This window comes from Aquimarina macrocephali JAMB N27 (genome assembly GCF_000520995.1).
In the GTDB taxonomy this organism is placed as follows: domain Bacteria; phylum Bacteroidota; class Bacteroidia; order Flavobacteriales; family Flavobacteriaceae; genus Aquimarina; species Aquimarina macrocephali.
Genome location: NZ_JACA01000050.1, coordinates 1 through 17,385 on the forward strand (window position 1 = coordinate 1; position 17,385 = coordinate 17,385).

General features: G+C 33.0%; 16 protein-coding genes. 13 read left to right on the top strand and 3 right to left on the bottom strand.

Features of this window, described 5'->3' with window-relative positions; translation table 11 throughout:
* Both Z054_RS29080 and Z054_RS0123135 read left to right on the top strand, forming a co-directional pair.
* Window positions 1-1,544 (top strand): T9SS C-terminal target domain-containing protein (locus Z054_RS29080; RefSeq protein WP_035093247.1); only part of this gene is annotated, 1,544 nt, incomplete at its 5' end.
* Window positions 1,545-1,614: 70 nt separating this feature from the next.
* Complete coding sequence (locus Z054_RS0123135) at window positions 1,615-2,490, top strand: PorP/SprF family type IX secretion system membrane protein (protein ID WP_024772401.1); 876 nt, start codon at window positions 1,615-1,617, stop codon at window positions 2,488-2,490.
* Window positions 2,491-2,599: 109 nt separating this feature from the next.
* Here the strand turns inward: Z054_RS0123135 and Z054_RS0123140 are convergent, their stop codons facing one another.
* Window positions 2,600-3,853, bottom strand: coding sequence for an ABC transporter permease (locus tag Z054_RS0123140; RefSeq protein ID WP_024772402.1), 1,254 nt, complete (start codon window positions 3,851-3,853; stop codon window positions 2,600-2,602).
* Window positions 3,854-4,004: 151 nt separating this feature from the next.
* Between Z054_RS0123140 and purH the strand changes: the two genes are divergently transcribed.
* From purH to rodA, 6 genes are all read left to right on the top strand, one after another.
* Complete coding sequence (purH, locus tag Z054_RS0123145; protein WP_024772403.1) at window positions 4,005-5,537, top strand: bifunctional phosphoribosylaminoimidazolecarboxamide formyltransferase/IMP cyclohydrolase; 1,533 nt, start codon at window positions 4,005-4,007, stop codon at window positions 5,535-5,537.
* A 43-nt stretch (window positions 5,538-5,580) separates the two neighbouring features.
* Window positions 5,581-6,609: a rod shape-determining protein gene (locus tag Z054_RS0123150; protein WP_024772404.1), complete on the top strand. Its 1,029-nt coding sequence runs from the start codon at window positions 5,581-5,583 to the stop codon at window positions 6,607-6,609.
* A 131-nt stretch (window positions 6,610-6,740) separates the two neighbouring features.
* A complete protein-coding gene (mreC, locus tag Z054_RS0123155; RefSeq protein ID WP_024772405.1) occupies window positions 6,741-7,553 on the top strand; it encodes a rod shape-determining protein MreC in 813 nt (270 codons plus the stop codon).
* A gap of 3 nt (window positions 7,554-7,556) precedes the next feature.
* Window positions 7,557-8,063 (top strand): hypothetical protein, encoded by a 507-nt coding sequence (locus Z054_RS0123160; protein ID WP_024772406.1) that lies wholly within the window; start codon window positions 7,557-7,559, stop codon window positions 8,061-8,063.
* Window positions 8,060-9,931, top strand: coding sequence for a penicillin-binding protein 2 (gene mrdA, locus Z054_RS0123165; RefSeq protein ID WP_024772407.1), 1,872 nt, complete (start codon window positions 8,060-8,062; stop codon window positions 9,929-9,931). Before Z054_RS0123160 ends, mrdA begins: the two co-directional genes overlap by 4 nt.
* On the top strand, window positions 9,931-11,184 hold the full coding sequence (gene rodA, locus Z054_RS0123170; RefSeq protein ID WP_024772408.1) for a rod shape-determining protein RodA: 1,254 nt from the start codon (window positions 9,931-9,933) through the stop codon (window positions 11,182-11,184). The genes mrdA and rodA overlap by 1 nt, the downstream gene beginning before the upstream one ends.
* Before the next feature lie 18 nt (window positions 11,185-11,202).
* Here rodA and Z054_RS0123175 read toward each other — a convergent pair whose 3' ends face one another.
* Window positions 11,203-12,000: a DNA/RNA non-specific endonuclease gene (locus Z054_RS0123175; RefSeq protein ID WP_024772409.1), complete on the bottom strand. Its 798-nt coding sequence runs from the start codon at window positions 11,998-12,000 to the stop codon at window positions 11,203-11,205.
* Window positions 12,001-12,761: 761 nt separating this feature from the next.
* Between Z054_RS0123175 and Z054_RS31395 the strand changes: the two genes are divergently transcribed.
* The 5 genes from Z054_RS31395 to Z054_RS31880 all read left to right on the top strand — a co-directional run bounded on the left by Z054_RS31395 (window position 12,762) and on the right by Z054_RS31880 (window position 16,196).
* A complete protein-coding gene (locus Z054_RS31395) occupies window positions 12,762-12,941 on the top strand; it encodes a hypothetical protein (protein WP_152538656.1) in 180 nt (59 codons plus the stop codon).
* Window positions 12,942-13,157: 216 nt separating this feature from the next.
* Window positions 13,158-13,337, top strand: coding sequence for a hypothetical protein (locus Z054_RS0123185; RefSeq protein WP_024772410.1), 180 nt, complete (start codon window positions 13,158-13,160; stop codon window positions 13,335-13,337).
* 405 nt (window positions 13,338-13,742) lie between these two features.
* Window positions 13,743-13,922, top strand: a complete 180-nt coding sequence (locus tag Z054_RS31400) for a hypothetical protein (protein WP_152538657.1) — start codon at window positions 13,743-13,745, stop codon at window positions 13,920-13,922.
* 479 nt (window positions 13,923-14,401) lie between these two features.
* Complete coding sequence (locus tag Z054_RS0123190) at window positions 14,402-15,994, top strand: vitamin K epoxide reductase family protein (protein WP_024772411.1); 1,593 nt, start codon at window positions 14,402-14,404, stop codon at window positions 15,992-15,994.
* Between the two features lie 31 nt (window positions 15,995-16,025).
* Window positions 16,026-16,196 (top strand): hypothetical protein, encoded by a 171-nt coding sequence (locus tag Z054_RS31880; protein WP_161635331.1) that lies wholly within the window; start codon window positions 16,026-16,028, stop codon window positions 16,194-16,196.
* A gap of 72 nt (window positions 16,197-16,268) precedes the next feature.
* On the opposite strand, the gene Z054_RS0123200 is transcribed toward Z054_RS31880, so the two are convergent.
* Entirely contained in the window at window positions 16,269-17,381 is a 1,113-nt protein-coding gene (locus tag Z054_RS0123200; RefSeq protein WP_035093249.1) for an ABC transporter permease, read from the bottom strand.
* Window positions 17,382-17,385 lie beyond the last annotated feature (4 nt).

The window sequence follows — 17,385 nt, forward strand, 5'->3', positions numbered from 1 at the left end:
GTGCTGCAACAGATACCGAAACCAAAGAAACCGTTACTCCAACGGGGTATTCGGTTGTAATAAATCAGAGTCCTATCAATGCAGGGAATGACAATGCAGTAAGCTATACATTTTCTTCTGCTGAAGTTGGTGCTACATACAATTATACATTTAGTACTTCGGGAGGAGCAGGAACAGTAACCGGATCTGGAACTGTGGCTTCTGCCGGAGCAATTATTTCTGGCATAGACCTTAGTAGTTTAACAGACGGTACAATAACATTAAGCGTAACGCTTACCGATACAAATGGCAATACAGGAAGTGCTGCAACAGATACAGAAACCAAAGAAACTGTTGCCCCAACTGGATATTCGGTAGTAATAGATCAAAGTCCAATCAGTGATCTTAATGACAACGCAGTAAGCTACACATTTAGTAGTGCAGAAGTAGGTGCTACCTATAATTATACTTTTAGCAGTTCTGGTGGAGGAACTAATGTAACCGGATCTGGAACCGTGGCTTCTACAGGAGCAACTATTTCTGGCATAGACCTTAGTAGCTTAACAGACGGCACAATAACATTAAGCGTAACGCTTACCGATGTAAATGGAAATATAGGAAGTGCTGCAACAGATACTGAAATCAAAGATATTGGAGCACCAACAGGGTATTCGGTTGTAATAAATCAGAACTCTATCAATAATGATAATCAAGGAGCAGTAAGTTATACATTTAGCAGTGCAGAAGTAGGTGCTACCTATAATTATACTTTTAGCAGTTCTGGCGGAGGAACTAATGTAACAGGATCTGGAACCGTAGCTTCTGCAGGGCAAACCATATCAGGAATCGACCTAAGCACACTAGACGATGGAACTATTACACTTAGTATAACACTCACCGATACAAACGGAAATACTGGTAGCGCTGCTACAGATACAAAAATTAAAGATACAGTGGCTCCAACAGCAACAATAACCATTAGTGACACAACTCTAACAACTGGAGAAACAGCAATATTAACCGTGATCTTTTCTGAGATTGTTACTGGATTTAACAATACAGATTTAACAATACCTAATGGAACTCTTACTTCTGTAACTTCTATTGATGGAAACATCACTTTCGCCGCTACCTATACACCAATTGCAGGAATAATCGAAAACGTAAATATCATTACATTGGATAATACCGGGATAACAGATGATGCGGGTAATACAGGAATAGGAACTACAGATTCTGCAAACTTTACTATTAACACTCAGGAGCCTATTCTCGCGACCACCTTAACATTTAATAAAGGATTTTCTCCTAATGGAGATGGGATAAATGACACCTGGGTAATAGACGGGATTGAAGATTTCCCTAATCACTACATCCAGATATTTAGTAGATCAGGCAATAAAGTATTTGATGCTAAAGGTTATCAAAATAACTGGGATGGGGTCTCCAATGGCGGTTTAGTGGTTGGAAATGGCAAGTTACCTGTCGGTGCATATTATTATATCATTGAAACAGGCAGTAAAGAAGTACAACCCCTTATCGGATGGATCTATATAAACTATTAAGATCTATAGTTTCAAAAATGAAGAGTTCAACTGTTATTATTTCCATCAAAATCAACAAAAAAAGAGTAAAATGAAGTATTTAAAATATATAGTTTTTGCTATTATCATATCATTCATAGGTAACGCCCAGCAAGATCCACATTTTAGTATGTATAGATACAATATGAATGTAATTACTCCTGCCTATGCAGGTACTAACGGTAGTCTAGAAGCATTATTTGCAGTAAGGAGTCAATGGGCCGGAGTTAAGGATGGGCCAGAAACCCTTAACTTTAATATAAACTCTCCGGTAGGTAAAAATGTCGGTATTGGATTAACCGCTGTAAGTGATAAGGTTTTTGTATTGGATGAAACACATCTTTATGCTGACTTCTCATATAAAATAAAAATTACTGAAGACTTAAATCTATATTCAGGAGTTAAAGTCGGAGGGTCTTTCTTAAAAATAAACCTTAATGAAGTGGGAATTGAAGACGACCCATTATTTACCCAAAATGTAAGTACATTCAACCCCAATGTAGGTGTGGGGTTTTATTTAAAAGCTAAGAAATATTACATATCACTTTCTGCACCTGGGCTCTTATCTAATGATAGATATGAAAAAGAAGGTTTAAACCCTGTTTCAGCCAGCGATGATTTGCAAGTATTTTTGGGTGGAGGATATGATTTTGATCTTAGTAATGATTTTAAGTTACGCCCCTCTGTACTAGGTAAAATCGTAAACAATGCTCCTATATCTTTGGATCTTACAACTTCAATAGTATATAAAGAGCGAATAGAACTAGGAGCAAATTATCGTTTAGATGAGAGTATAACTGCATTTTTTACAGCTAGCTTTTTAGAAAACATATTAAGTATTGGATATGCATATGAACATGTTACATCGGATATAAACACTTATGACAATGGAACTCATGAAGTAATTTTAAAATTTAAGCTAAAGTAACCAGGAAAACATAAATATTAATACTGAACTAATTTAAGCGACTTCTTTATTCAAAAGCCATGTCAACATTTTAGTTTTAATTAGCATAACTAAAGCAATTAGGATAAGATTACATCCCTGTTCTGATTGCTTCTACAGGATCTAATTTTGAAGCTGACAATGCAGGTAAAATTCCTGCAATCAGACCTATTATTGTAGAGGAGAACATTCCCCAAAACATATTAGAACTAGAAAGTATAAACTTAAAATCGCCTGTAAACTGTGAGGCAAATATTGAAATTAACCAAACCAATAAAAGTCCAATTAATCCACCAAAAATTGCAAGAATAATTGCTTCGAAGAGAAACTGAAATAATATAAATCTTTTTTTAGCTCCTAATGCTTTTTGTATACCTATTAGATTTGTTCGTTCTTTAACGCTTACAAACATGATATTAGCAATTCCAAAACCTCCTACCAGAAGTGAAAACATACCAATAAAACCTCCAATAGTAGACATTGTACCTGTTATATTATCTATAAAATCTGTAAACCCTTGTAATTGATTTACAAAAAAGTTATTACCCTCATCCGGTTTTAATCCTCGATATGCTCTTACTTTTTGTTTTAAGGCTGCTACAAATTCAGGTACATCAATCCCAGATTCTGGCTTAATGATAATAGCAGGAAAAGACGATTTATTATTATCTCCATAAATCCTTCTAACCAGATTAACAGGAAGAATAACTGCTGTATCTTTACTATCTCCAAAGAGGCCTGCTCCTTCTTTTTGAAGCACCCCTATTACGGTAAGCTTTCTTCCGTATAAACGTACTTTTTTCCCAATGGGATCACTAGATCCAAACAGGCTATTGGCTATCTCATCCCCTATGACGATTACGGGAGCACCTGCTACAGATTCTTGTTCGTTATAAAATCTTCCTTTTACGACCTGTAATTCTTCAATATCATAATAATCATTGGTAACTGGTGCAATTTCTACATTACTTACACTATTATCTTCATACTTAATCGTTTCAGGAGCTACATTCAAAATAAAACTAGCTGCTTTAAGATCAGGCATCGATCTATTAATATATTGATACTCCTCAAAAGTTACATCAGGAAATTGTTCTCGTTTCCATTGTGGTATATCAGAAGGGCCAAAAGAAAAACGCATAAGATAAATTGTACTATTATCCAGAGAGCTTATACTTCCTTTAATTTCTTGTTTTAATGAGTCTACCGCAGCGAGAACTCCTATAATCGAAAAAATCCCGATCGTAACACCTAACAGCGAAAGAAATGTACGCAACTTATTATTTCTAAGTGCATTAATAGCAAAATTAAAGCTTTCTTTAAGTACTCTAAGATAGATTAGCATGCTCTATTTTTTGGACTGGATTTTAGATTATTTAAATATAGGACGTTTTCCTTATATTTTTGTTACAATTTATTGAAAACAATTACACATAATTGATTGTCTAATTGGGTACTAAATTGCTATTTTTGCGTTTTACTAACTAAATTTTCTCATGAGCAACACAAAAACTGCTAAATCTGCACTAATTTCTGTATTCAGTAAAGACGGATTAGCACCTATCGTAAAAAAATTAGACGAACTTGATATTACAATTTATTCTACTGGTGGGACCGAAAAATTTATTAAAGATTTAGGTATTGATGTTATCCCTGTTGAAGATGTAACATCTTACCCTTCAATCTTAGGTGGAAGAGTTAAAACATTGCACCCAAAAGTTTTTGGAGGAATCTTAAATCGTCAAAATAACGATAGTGATGTTGCAGAGCTTGAACAATATGAGATCCCACAAATTGATATTGTTATTGTAGATCTATATCCTTTTGAAAAAACAGTAGCTTCTGGAGCTTCTGAACAAGATATTATTGAGAAAATAGATATTGGAGGGATTTCTTTGATTAGAGCAGCAGCCAAAAACTTTACCGATGTAACTTGTGTAGCTTCGGTTGATGATTATGCAGAGTTTTTACAAGTTATTTCTGAAGGAAACGGAACTATTTCTTTGGCAGACCGTAAACGTTTTGCTGCCAAAGCTTTTAACGTATCTTCTCACTATGATTCTGCAATTTTTAATTATTTCAATAGTGATCATGAAATTGCTTCTCTTAAAATAAGTGAAACCAAAGGTAAGGTATTACGTTATGGTGAAAATCCGCATCAAAAAGGATTTTTCTTTGGAGATTTTGATACCATGTTTGACAAATTACATGGTAAAGAACTATCTTACAACAACCTTCTTGATGTTGACGCAGCAGTAAACCTGATGAGTGAATTTAAAGGAGAGTCACCAACATTTGCAATTTTAAAACATAACAATGCATGTGGTTTAGCACAAAGAGAAACTGTTCTTCAGTCCTATGTTGATGCATTGGCTGGTGATCCTGTTTCAGCATTTGGAGGTATATTAATTAGTAATAACGAAATTGATACAGCGACTGCCGACGAAATTCATAAGTTATTTTGCGAAGTGGTTATTGCTCCTTCTTTTAGTAATGAAGCTTTAGAAATACTAAAAGGAAAGAAAAACAGAATTATTTTAGTACAAAAAGATATTGATTTACCAAAAACACAAGTACGTACTTGTTTAAATGGTGCATTGGTTCAGGATAAAGATCTTAAAACGGATGCCAAAACAGATTTGGAGACCGTAACTAAGGTAGCGCCTACATCAGAGCAAATAGAAGATCTTTTATTTGCATCAAAAATCTGTAAACACACCAAATCAAATACTATAGTATTTACTAAAGGAAAACAATTATTAGCAAGTGGAACAGGACAAACCTCTAGAGTAGATGCACTAAAGCAATCTGTAGAGAAAGCAAAGGCATTTAATTTTGATCTTAATGGAGCGGTTATGGCTAGTGATGCTTTTTTTCCTTTTCCAGATTGTGTAGAAATTGCAGACAACGCAGGTATTAAAGCTGTGATCCAACCAGGAGGTTCTATCAAGGATCAATTGAGCATTGATTACTGTGATCAAAACGGAATTGCAATGGTTATGACCGGAACACGCCATTTTAAACATTAATTTTATTACATTTACTGAATTTTAACCCCTTTTTTTGACTTTTATGGGATTTTTTGACTTCTTTACCGAAGAGATTGCAATAGATTTAGGTACCGCTAACACATTAGTGATCCACAATGACAAAGTAGTAGTGGATAGTCCCTCTATTGTAGCCAGAGATATTATGACTGGTAAAATTATTGCAGCCGGAAAGGAGGCTGCCATGATGCAAGGAAAAACCCATGAGAATATAAAAACTATTCGCCCACTTAAGGATGGGGTAATTGCTGATTTTGATGCCAGTGAAAAAATGATAAGTATGTTTATCAAAGATATCCCGGCATTGAAGAAAAAAATATTTGCACCTGCTTTACGTATGGTGATATGTATTCCTTCAGGAATTACCGAAGTTGAAATGCGAGCAGTAAAAGAAAGTGCAGAACGTGTAAACGGAAAAGAAGTATACCTTATCCATGAACCTATGGCAGCTGCAATTGGTATTGGTGTTGATATTATGCAACCTAAGGGAAATATGATTGTGGATATAGGTGGAGGTACTACAGAAATTGCAGTTATTGCATTAGGAGGAATTGTATGTGATAAATCGGTAAAAATTGCAGGAGACGTATTTACCAATGATATTATATATTACATGCGTACACAACATAACTTATATGTTGGAGAACGTACTGCTGAGAAAATAAAAATACAAATTGGTGCTGCCACAGAAGATTTAGAATTACCACCTGAAGAAATGAATGTTCAAGGTCGTGATCTACTTACAGGAAAACCTAAACAGGTTCAGATTTCTTATAGAGAAATGGCTAAAGCACTTGATAAATCTATTCTACGTATCGAAGATGCAGTAATGGAAACCTTATCGCAAACTCCTCCAGAACTTGCTGCAGATATTTATAATACCGGTATATATCTTGCAGGGGGAGGTTCTATGCTCCGTGGGTTAGATAAGCGTTTATCACAAAAAACAGATTTACCAGTTTATATTGCAGAAGACCCGTTAAGAGCAGTTGTAAGAGGTACAGGAATTACACTAAAAAACCTAAACAGGTATAAGAGTGTATTGATAAAATAATGTTTTGAAAAAAACATTCCTGAAATATACCTAAATTTCTGATTTTACGTTATCCTGCTTTAATACTTGCTAAGTAAGACTTAGCCCAAAACATAGAACGTTTAACTAAAGAAGTCATCATACTCTAAATCATGCAGCAGATTATTAATTTTTTAATTAAGAATAAACGTTTTCTGCTATTTCTTCTGCTATTATGTATAGCACTGATTTTCACCATACAATCACATTCATACCATAGAAGTAAATTTGTTAGTTCTACTAATTTCTTAAGCGGAGAATTATATAGTTGGCAACACTCTGTGAGTGATTATTTTGGTTTAAAAGAGGAAAACCAACGATTATTAGATGAGAATGAAAAACTTCGTAATCAATTAAGTGCTCTGGGGGCAGATTCTATTGCTACAAAATATTTAGACACACTATCATTTGATAAACCTTATACTTTTACTAAAGCCAGAGTAATTAAAAACGATTATAGCAAAATTGATAACTACATCTTGATTAATAAAGGTGAAAAAGATAGTATTGTACCCGACATGGGTGTTATAACAGATAAAGGTATTATAGGAATTATAGAGAATACTTCAAAAAATTATAGTAGAGTGATTTCTATCCTTAATAGTAATTCTCGAATTAATGCTGGATTAAAAAAGTCCAACCAGTATGGTTCTTTAATCTGGAATGGAAAAGACCCAAACATTGTTCAGTTAGAAACTATTCCGAGACAAGCAATTCTTAAAGAAGGAGATACTATTATAACACATGGTCGTTCAACCATTTTCCCTAGAGGAATAGGAATAGGAACAATTGCGAATTATAAATTAAATCAAAATAAAAGCTACTATTTAATAGATGTCAAATTATTTAACGACATGAGTGATATCGGTTTTATTTATGCTATAAAAAGTAGAGATATTGAAGAAATTAAAAGCTTAGAAAATTAGATCATGAACAGGGATACTTTACTACATATTGTTAGATTCATTGTTTTGGTTTTAATCCAGGTATTTATCTTAAACCATATTAACTTTTTAGGATATCTAAACCCTTATATCTATATCATTTTTATTCTTCTGGCCCCCATTAATATTAATAAAGGCCTTTTTCTTGTAGTAAGTTTTATGTTAGGGCTGATCATAGATATGTTTGGTGATTCTGGAGGCGTACATGCTGCCGCCTGTACCGTTATTGCATTTTTTCGTCCAGTAGCATTACGGTCGGTATTCGGACTTAGTTATGAGTTTCAAACTGTAAAACTAAGCAATGTTGGATTTGGTGAGCGTTTTGCTTATGTAATCTTAATGGTTTTAACACATCATATTGTACTTTTCTCGTTAGAAATTTTTAACTTCTCTCACATACTATTAATCATCAAAAAAACGTTATTTTCTAGTTTATTTACAATAGTGATTACCATGTTGGTTTTAGTATTGTTTAGAAGAAATGATTCATGAGAAAGTTACTACTCTACCTAATAATTATTACTACTGGTATTGTCTTTGTTGCAAGGCTATTTTATTTGCAGATATACAATACTTCTTTTGCTTCGTTATCAGAAGATAATGCGATTAAAGTAATTTACGACTACCCCCAAAGAGGTGCTATTTATGATCGAAATGGAAGGCTGTTGGTTACCAATCAACCTTCATATGATGTTATGGTTATTCCCAGGGAATTAAAACCTTTTGATACTTTAGAATTTTGTTCTATTCTTAATATCAGTAAAGATAAACTTATAAAAAGGCTCAAAAAAGCCAGAATCTATTCTCCAAGAGTCCCCTCTATTGTTATACCACAATTGACTAAAGATGAGTATGCATATCTTCAGGAGAAAATGAGGAAATTTGAAGGTTTTTATATTCAAAAACGTTCATTAAGGGATTATCAAACTGTTAATGCTGCAAACGTATTAGGGTATATTGGTGAGGTCAACGAAAGGTTAATAAAAGAAGATACTTATTACCTCTCTGGAGACCTTATTGGTATTGATGGTGTAGAAAAACAATATGAAAATGAACTTAGAGGTATCAAAGGAGTAAAACGAATTCAGAAAGATCGATTTAACAGAGATATAGGCCCATATAAAAATGGAAAATTTGACACCCTTCCTGTAAATGGAAAAGATCTTACCTTAACCCTAGACTCAAAACTACAGGCATATGGGCAAAAACTAATGGAAAATAAACGAGGAGGCATTGTAGCGCTAGAACCCTCGACAGGAGAAATTTTAGCGCTAATAACCGCACCTACGTACAAACCAGAGTTATTAGTAGGACGAAAAAGATCTCCGAACTTCACCAAATTAGTTTATGACACTATAGCGATACCACTTTTTGACAGAGGTTTAAAAGCAGAATACCCTCCGGGATCACCCTTTAAAACTGTTAATGCATTAATAGCATTACAGGAAGGGGTAGTCGATACTCAGGAAAGTATTTCTTGTAGAATGGGGTATTATTACGGAAAAAATGGAAGGAAACTTGGTTGTCATTCTCATAGAAGTCCGTTAAATATGATTCCAGGCATAGCGAACTCTTGTAACGCATATTTCGCGACAGTATATCGAAGAATTATTGAGAAATATGATACTCCTCAAGAAGGAATGGAAACCTGGAGGAAACATGTTGAAAGTTTTGGTTTAGGAAATTATTTGGGTTATGATTTACCAACCGGAAAAAGAGGAAAAGTGCCAACCGCAAAATATTACAATAAAATTTATCAATACCCAACTTATAAATGGTATGCATCAGCGACATTATCTAATGCTATCGGACAAGGAGAAGTACTTTCTACTCCTATACAATTAGCAAATATGACCGCAGCAATTGCAAATAGAGGACATTATTTTACTCCTCATATTATAAAAGCAATAGATACCAAACCTATAGAAAATGAAAACTATACTATTCCTAAGATTACAACTATTAACAAAGAACATTTTGAGCCTGTAATAGAAGGAATGTATCAAGTATACACCCAAGGTACTGCAAGGTCCTTGCAAGTTAAAGGTATTGAGATTTGTGGAAAAACAGGAACAGCAGAAAATTTTGCTAAAATTGATGGGAAAAAAACTCAGCTTACCGACCACTCTGTGTTTATAGCATTTGCACCAAAAGATAATCCTAAAATAGCAATAGCTGTATTTGTCGAAAATGGATATTGGGGTGCTCGTTATGCCGGAAAAATTGCTTCGCTAATGATAGAACAACATATAAACGGGGTCATCTCTAGAACAGATTTAGAAGATTGGATTCTTACACATAGCCTCGAAGAAGAATATGCCAAACCCTATAGTGGCGAACCTTTTAAAATTAATCAATAATGGCAAGATCCAGTGTGGCAGCAATAGATTGGATAACGGTCTTATTATTTTTATTACTTGTTAGTTTTGGGTGGGTAAACATATACTCTGCTTCCTCTGAGAATGAAGCTTTCTCATTAACAGATTTCTCACAGGCATATGTTAGACAGGCCTATTGGATTCTATTCAGTATCGTATTGATTATTATTACTCAGGCTATAGAAGCAAAATTTTATGAACGCTTTGCAGGATTGATTTATGTAATATCACTACTATCGTTATTAGGTCTTTTTGTATTTGGAAAAAATATAAACGGTGCAACATCCTGGTATCAGATTGGACCTGCCGGGCTACAACCTTCAGAGTTTGCCAAAGCATGTACTGCGTTAGCCTTGGCTAAATTCTTAAGTGATATGCAAACCAATATAAAAATTCTTGGCTATCAGGTTAGAGCTTTTTTAATTATTGCAATACCAGCCATATTTATTATACCCCAACCCGACCCGGGGAGTGCATTGGTTTATGCTGCTTTTTTCTTTCCATTGTACAGAGAAGGCCTGGCCACTATATATCTAATTGTTGGAGCTTCTGCTGCAGGATTATTTATCCTCACATTGCTTTTTAATCCAATATGGGTAGTTCTGGCGGTTGCAGCTATTATGCTTTTTATACTCATTAGAAATAGAAAACGAAAACCAAAATACTCAAGATATCTTCTTACTATTATTGTAGTAGCTGGATTCTGTTTTTCGGTTAATTATATCTTTAACCATGTATTCGAACAAAGGCATAGAGATAGATTTAATATTGTTTTAGGTAAAGAAGTAGATTCTAAAGGTATAGGCTATAATACCAATCAAAGTCAGATTGCTATTGGTAGTGGTGGTTGGATTGGTAAAGGATTTAAAGAAGGAACACAAACCAAAGGAGGCTTTGTTCCAGAACAACGTACTGATTACATATTTAGTACTGTTGGTGAAGAATGGGGCTTTCTAGGTGCAACTATGATTATAGCTCTATTTGTTTTATTATTAATTCGGCTTATTCACCTGGCCGAAAGGCAAAAATCTCAATTTAGTCGTGTATATGGATACAGTGTTGTCGGCATCTTATTTATTCATTTTACAATAAATATAGGTATGGTAACAGGATTAATGCCAACCATTGGAATTCCTCTGCCTTTTTTTAGCTACGGAGGCTCAAGTTTATGGGGGTTTACAATTTTACTCTTCATTTTTATTAAGCTAGATTCAAATCGAGTAAATGAGTGGTAAAGTCCAAAAAAATCAATATTAAAATTTCCACCCTTTTGTAGCCGAAGAGGCTTCTAATTGATTCTCTATTTTATCCTCTAATGTTGCAAAAAAATCAATCCCTGTAAGTTTTTCTATTTCATCTACAGATACAACAAAGTTTTTTAAAGGTGCTTTAGTATCTTTATGTGGCATCAAAAAAGCTATCATTTTTGGATCAGTAGAAGAATTATTGAATACAATTTTATAAAATTGTTTAGGCACAGAGATATGTTCATATCCAATTGTAGAAAGGTTATCTGATAATACACCTCCAGTTACTATATATACTCCATCATATACTTTGGCCCAATATCTTATTTTTTGCTCTAAATAATTCCAGATACCACTATTAAACTCATGATTTTGAGGTGTGACATTCGAAGTAAGAAATGTCTCTTCAAAAGCTTGGTATGTAAATCTTCTATCTCCCGCGGGGCATAAATGCCCTCTATCATATCCAGAATTCTTATAATTGCGCCAATCTGCAGAAGACGATTTCACTTTTCTGTCTTCTTCAAAAAAAGGTCGTTTAAATTCATTTGCAGATAAATGCTCCTTTTTTAATTCATAAGCTACCCATTCTGCCTGTTCATGTTTTTCAGAATATGATAATGAATAAAAATCATGAACTACTACGGCTCCTGTAGTAGATGTCGGAAGGTAATAAAAACCAAAATCGGTCGTATTCTTAGTTTTCTTATCCGTAAAATCATTATTTTCAATATACCCCTCAAAGTAATAAAACCCAACGGTAACTATAATAATCAATAGTGGGTACACATATTTTCTTTTCATTCTTATATCATTTTGAAGAAGCAAAAATAACAAAACATTGCTATTGATTTCTAATATTCAGACATTCAAATAACATCCTGTAAAATTTGACAAGATTGTCCTTATTTCTTGAAAAATCAAAGAATCAGGACAATATAGTATCAATAGCATCCTAGTTTTACAAAAATACTAGAAAGCTATGTGTTACTTAAAACAAATAGTAAAACCGTAGAGACATATACCTGAGTGTCTATAAAAGTTCGGAAAATTAAATCTTAAAACTTTAATTATGCTATCAAACATTTTAAACCTCACTAATGGTAAAACATTGAACAAAAATGAACAGCAATCTATTAACGGAGGAAGAATAAACGACAATTGCCAAGGTGATCCATGCATGGTTGATGGCCACGGTGCTTGTTGTAGTAGACTTTTTAAGTGTAAACTAAATATATGTCAACTCTATATATGAAGTTCTCCTTGTTAGAGGAAGTTTAGGAGAGGGTAATTTTCATAAATTCATCCTCTTTTATTATTCTCTATATCAACACATCTGTGCCTTGTTAATATTTGTGATCCAACAAGAGATATACTAAGGTCGAAAAATCCTTTTATATAAATTTAAATAGTACACCAACAAAAACATAAAAAATTACAACATACTAGTTTTACAAAACTATTAGAAAGCTATATGTTACTTAAAATAAATAGTAAAATCTTAGAAGAGACATATACCTGAGTCTCTATAAAAGTTCGGGAAATTAAATCTTAAAACTTTAATTATGTTATCAAACATTTTAAATCTCACCAATAGTAAAACATTGAACAAAAATGAACAAAAATCTATTAACGGAGGGCACTTTAACTGTGCTGGAAGAGCATGTAGAATCAGTGGAAATGGTGATGCATATTGCTGTGGAGGCGCTACCTGTCGTAATAATGTATGTGGTTATTGGAATTAAGAATTATAAACCTCTAGCAAGGAGGTCTCTTTTGTAAAAATACTAAAAAAAACCCCTATTTATTTATGATTCGTTACAAAAGGTAATTTTTATCAGACAAAAATAACTCAAAATCTATTCTACTACTTCAAAACAAATAGTAAAACCATAGAGACATATACCTGAGTGTCTATAAAAGTTCAGGGGAATACTATATTAATTTATTAAATTTTAATTATGTTATCAAACATTTTAAATCTTACCAATAGTAAAACATTAAACAAAAAAGAACAACAATCTATTAATGGAGGAAGAGCCAATAACTGTAATGGCAATCCATGCAGCAGTGGTAAAAATAATGTACCTTGTTGTGGAGGTACTACTTGTCAAAATAACTTATGTGGTTACTGGGCCTAAGAGAGTCATAAACCTCTAGTTTTTGGTTTATAAAAAGAGGAAGGATTCTTAGAAATTCATCCTCTTTTATTATTCTCTATATCAACACATCTGTGTCTTGTTAAGATTATTATTTGTGATCCAATAACATATCTAACAAGATCAAAAACTCCTTTTATATAAATTTAAATAGTGCACCAATAAAAACATATAAAATTGTCCTGATTTCTTGAAAAATCAAAGAATCAGGACAATGTAGCATTGATAGCATCCTAATTTCGTGAAAAATAACAATACAGTATTATCATAATTAAATTACTCAAAAACCTCACATTACTTTAAGAAAAATAATGAAAACTCTTAGAGACACATACCTGAGTGTCTATAAAAGTTCGGGGAATACATTAATTCATTTAAATTTTAATTATGTTATCAAACATTCTAAATCTTACCAATGGTAAAACATTGAACAAAAAAGAACAGCAATCTATTAACGGAGGAAAAAAACGTGGCTGTAATGGTGCTCCATGTAGCAAGGGGAAAAATGGCATATCTTGTTGTACAGGTGCTAGATGTATTGACAATGTATGTAGCTACCCTGTCTAAAAAAACAATGTAGACTATATATAAAAGTTGCCATTTTTTAGTTAGGAAAAAAGAGGATGGATTTCTAGAAATCCATCCTCTTACACCACATCTCTATTTACACAAACCCATCTTTTCTTTTAAAGAATCAACTACTTAATATGGATTTATATAATTCTAATACGCTATCATGACTATTAAGAATAGCTGGTTTTTAAAACTTTATAAAAGATTAACGATATTTTTATTATTAGACCGACCCAATTCAAAATATCATGTAAAATTATATTTATCAATGTTTTACATTAAAAAATTAACAAAAAAAAACAACCTTACTACGGTTTAACCATATATTTTTTGAGCTCAAAGCATTCCTTTTTACTCAATAAAATCTTTACTTTAGAGAAAATTATTTTCTGAAGTAAAATGACTTGTGGTATTTCTTGTCATTAAGAATTAAAATGCCACATAGTATACTAACAATACTAAGCCAGATACGCATGAATAATACTATTGAAAAAATTGTGGAAAGTGTTTTGATCCAAAACAGGATTGGAAATTATACCAAAAAGGATTTGGAACTACAATTACAAATACATCCCAGCTATCCCAGTTTTCAATCTATTACAGACACTTTAGATTATTTTGATATCGATAATATTGCCGTAGAAATCCCTATGGATGCTTTGGATCAACTTCCAAAAAGTTTTATTTCATTAATAACGGTAGAAAATGCAGAGGAAATCGTTACGGTAATCAAAAAAAATGATAGTATTGAACTTAAACATACCAGCCTAAAGAAAAAGAAATTCACTTTTAATGAATTTAAAGAAATCTGGATTCCCAAGGTAATTGCTGTTGAGTATAATGCAAAACAAAAACTTATTTCTAATCAATCTCTTATTCAAAACCTATTATTTGTTGGATTAGTAACTAGTTTAATTCTCGCTTTTTACGGAAGGCCCTGGGATATTAGTCAAATTCTCTTTTTACTGTTATCATTTACAGGAGTTGTTTTCAGTTTCTTTGCTGTACGAGAAAGCTTAGGAATACAGTCTCAGGCTATGCATCAATTTTGTACATCGGTCGGAAATACGAACTGTGGAGAGGTTATAAATAACAATAGTGGTAAACTTTTTAAGAATTTTTCTTTAGCCGATGCTGGGATAGTTTTCTTTGGTTCTATTTCATTATATCAAATACTTTATGGTTTCAATAGTATATTATTAGTCCCTTCATTGATAGGCATTCCTTTTATCTTATATTCTATTTATTCTCAAGCATTAATTGTAAAAAAATGGTGTGCTGTATGTTTGGCGATGGGCTCTATATCTGTTGGATTAGCAATCATAGCTATACTTAATATTCCATTTAATATTGATATTTCGGCTGTTGTAAGTTTTATAATGCTCTCGTCTTTATTTGCTTTAGCCTATTTATACACCAAAGAAAAAGTAAAAGAAAATAAAAAATTTAAAGCAGATAACTTTAAACTAAATCATTTCAAAAGAGATGGTCAGATTTATAATCATTTGCTTAGTATTTCAGAAAAGATTGAAGATAATTCGACAATACCAAATGAAATTATTTTAGGTAACCCTAATGCAAGTTTTAAAATTATTAGTCTTACCAATCCTATGTGTGGGTATTGCAAAGATGCTTTTGAGGCCTACACACGCGTTTTAAAAGCTATGGGGGATAAACTTCAAATTAGTATTCGTTTAAACGTTAAAACAGACGATACTAATGATAAAGCCACACAAATAGCTCTTATTCTTTTAGAAATCTATTATAGTAAAGGACCAGATGAGTTTATTGTTGCCTACAACAAGTGGTTTGCAGACAGAACTCATAGTAAATGGATAAAAGAATATGGCATCCCTCAAGATAATCAAAACCATCTTGAAGTTTTGAAAAAACAATCTGAATGGGCACAAAAAAATGATCTCTACTATACTCCTGCATCACTTATTAATACTACGTTATATCCTAAAAAGTATAATTATAGTGAGTTTTTCTATTTTATGAGTATGATGACAGAAAATCAAGAAGATACTATTTCTGAGGTTCAGGAACCTCTTGAAACTGAATAACAAAAAATCTTTAACCTTAAAACCTATTGATATGAATCAGATTTCAAAATTGAAAGATGCTAAACATCTTTCTAAAGAACAACAAAAAGACATAGCAGGAGGAATAACTCCTCTAATTTTTAAGAGAAGAGGTTGCAACCCTGCCTTAAGTTGCTGTTATCATAACGGAACTACATGGGTGCAAGGACCGCCTTGTTTCTAAAAAAACGATAATCAAATTTTAAAAGCAGTAAATCGTGTTGAGTATTATATACTCAACACGGTTTTTTATTTTCTACCCTTTCACGTCTAATGCATCTCGAAGTGCATTTCCTATTAGCATAAATGCCATTACCAGACTCATAATCCCTAATCCAGGGATAATGGCAAGATATGCTTTACCTAAGATAATATAAGAATAATGATCTTTGATCATTGCTCCCCAGCTTGGCATTGGTGGTTGCGCTCCTATTCCCAGAAAACTTAGGCCGCTTTCGATAAGAATCGCTCCTGCAAAGTTCGCTGCAGAAATCACAATTACAGGTGCTAAACTATTGGGTAGTATATGTTTTGTAATAATTCTAAAGTTGGTAAAACCCAATGATTTTGCAGCAGTCACGTATTGCATCTGTTTTACACTTAATACCTGTCCTCTAACCACACGAGCTACTTCTACCCACATTGTTAACCCAACTGCAATAAAAACCTGCCAAAAACCTTTTCCTAAGGCCAAAGTAATAGCAATAACCAACAACAAAGTAGGTATTGACCAGGTAACATTTATTAACCACATGATCATGGCATCTACTTTGCCTCCAAAATATCCTGCGATTGCCCCCAATGATATTCCCAAAATCAGAGAAATTAATACAGCCACAAAACCAATAGAAAATGAAATCCTAATACCGACCAGCATTCTGCTTAACAAGTCTCTTCCGTATTTATCGGTACCTAAAATAAAGGTCTGTGTTTTTATATAGGTATTAGTTATCTCTTCTGATGTTAAACCTTTTGGAAAACGTTCAAATTTGATTTCTTTTGACAATTCTATAATTTCTCCTTCACTGTAAGGAGAAATTTCTAGTGTGCCATTTTGTGTAGTATACCGATCAATAGGGGTTTCTGTATCTGTATTTTTTTCTCCAAAAAAGATTTTACTTAGAAAAGATTGATCAGATACATCCTGAGAAGGAATAGTGAGCATTTTAACTTTAAACCCAGGGGGTTTAGAATGAATGGATAAATGCATTTGATTTGCATTCTGAGAATTATCAGGAGCCAATACATAAGCAAAAACCGCAATGATTGCACAAAGAACAATAAAATAAAAACTCAAGACGCCCCAAAAATTCTTCTTGAATTTTTGGAGCGCCAGTATACTTAAAGAGTTTGATTTTTCTTTGGGCATTAAT